At 64.7% G+C, this 1,612-nt stretch carries 2 protein-coding genes and 1 pseudogene; 1 reads left to right on the plus strand and 2 read right to left on the minus strand.

Going from position 1 to position 1,612, the window contains the following annotated elements:
• Positions 1-163: 163 nt before the first annotated feature.
• Together ACESNG_RS16190 and ACESNG_RS16195 are read right to left on the minus strand one after the other, a co-directional pair.
• Entirely contained in the window at positions 164-379 is a 216-nt protein-coding gene (locus ACESNG_RS16190) for a hypothetical protein (RefSeq protein WP_373063209.1), read from the minus strand.
• 121 nt (positions 380-500) lie between these two features.
• Complete coding sequence (locus ACESNG_RS16195) at positions 501-776, minus strand: hypothetical protein (RefSeq protein WP_373069769.1); 276 nt, start codon at positions 774-776, stop codon at positions 501-503.
• A gap of 332 nt (positions 777-1,108) precedes the next feature.
• Between ACESNG_RS16195 and ACESNG_RS16200 the strand changes: the two are divergent.
• Positions 1,109-1,426: pseudogene (locus tag ACESNG_RS16200) on the plus strand (transposase); the annotation flags it as partial.
• Positions 1,427-1,612 lie beyond the last annotated feature (186 nt).

Consider the following 1,612-nt stretch of genomic DNA (forward strand, 5'->3'; position numbering starts at 1 on the left):
GAACAAGGCGGACGTTCGCGTGATGCGGTGGCCGAGATGATGGCTCCCGTGCGCCGACATCTCGTCCGCTGCCAGAGGCACCCGCAGATCATGCAGAATCTGTTCCACGAGAAGCACGTGCAGTACGCCGTATGACGGCACTACGCAGTAATTAGCGGCCTTGTCAGTAAGTACTGAGCAGGGCGGTCAGGAACAAGAAGGCGTTGGGTCTGATCAAGGACAGCACAGCCGCCGTGATCACGATGCTGGACATACCGATCACAAACGCCAAACCACTGACGACATGGGTCCGGTGCGGCAGATCCAGCCACCTGGACACGAACGAAACCACCGCAGCCGCCAGTACCAGCACTCCTGAGGCGACGTGAAAAGCCAGCAACGTGAAACGAGTTGATTCATCGCGTTCAGGGAGTGAGATCCAATGGAAAGGACACACTGTTCACGCCGCTGGCGCCGTACGCGGACGTGACCGACCAATGGTACCCTCGCGCGCACGATCTTCAGAATCGCGTGACGGCGTAAGCGTTCACGCGCCAGGTACCACCGGCACCGAGCGGTCGAGCGGCGTCGGGGCTGAACGGACTACCAACGAAGGCGAAACCGGCAGCTGCCGAGCGAAGCTGAGACGTCTTGGTGACGAGATCGCTCCGCGCACCGGCCCAGCCTTGGTCGACAACGACCGACGGATGGAAGCGTCGCAAGCCTTCGTAGAGGAGCTCACCGCGGCCGCTCCAGAACGCGTCACCCCGCTGCGTGCCCGACACTTCTCCGCGCACGGTCTGCCACCCGCCAGAATTCCAGAATCGTTGCACGCGCATTGCACCGAGCGAGGCGCCGATGACGGGGGAAACACGGCTCTGATGTTGTGCGGCAGACGCCTCTCGACAGCGAGATCGACCGCGCCACGGCCGGAAGTGTCGATGCCGTCGGCAACCTCGGTCTGCGAGTTTGACAAGAGTCGCCAAGCGGATGCCTCATCACCGCGCGACTCGCGCCAGCGAGCCGATGCACCGGCGAAGAGGCCGCGCGTGTTGCCGCTGAGTATCGGTGACGTTTGCCGTAAAACCGGCACGCGCGATACAAGAACGACGCGACGGGGGCGCCGGCGTATCCACCGAAGACGTGGTTGCAGGTGGTCCTTTTCGCCTGCTGGCGCGGGATCGTCAGTAGCCGCGCCATCGCGCGCGCCTGCAAGCAACACGTCACGTTTATCTACCGCTGCGGCGACACGCGTCCGCACTTCACGACGATCGCGCACTTCGTGAGCACGCCAGGCTCCGACATCGCGCCGATCTTCGCGGCGGTCCTCGCGGTGTGCGACAGCCAAGGCCTGATCGGGCGCGAGATGTTCGCGAACGACGGCGTGAAGCTGCCGAGTAACGCGTCGAAGCAGCGAAGCGGCACACGCGCCGACTTCGAGCGCTAGGCCACGAAGTTGGAGGCCGCCGCAACGACCATGCTGGAGCGCCACCGCGCCAACGACACGGCCGACGTGGAGCCCACGCTCGCCGCGAAGACGCCACAGCGCCACGAGCGGCTCATGCGCGACGCCGAGCAATTGTGCGAATGGCTCGCCACGCATCCGGAGGATCGACGGGGCGCGACGGGCGCC

This window comes from Gemmatimonas sp. (assembly GCF_041689975.1).
Classification (GTDB): domain Bacteria; phylum Gemmatimonadota; class Gemmatimonadetes; order Gemmatimonadales; family Gemmatimonadaceae; genus Gemmatimonas.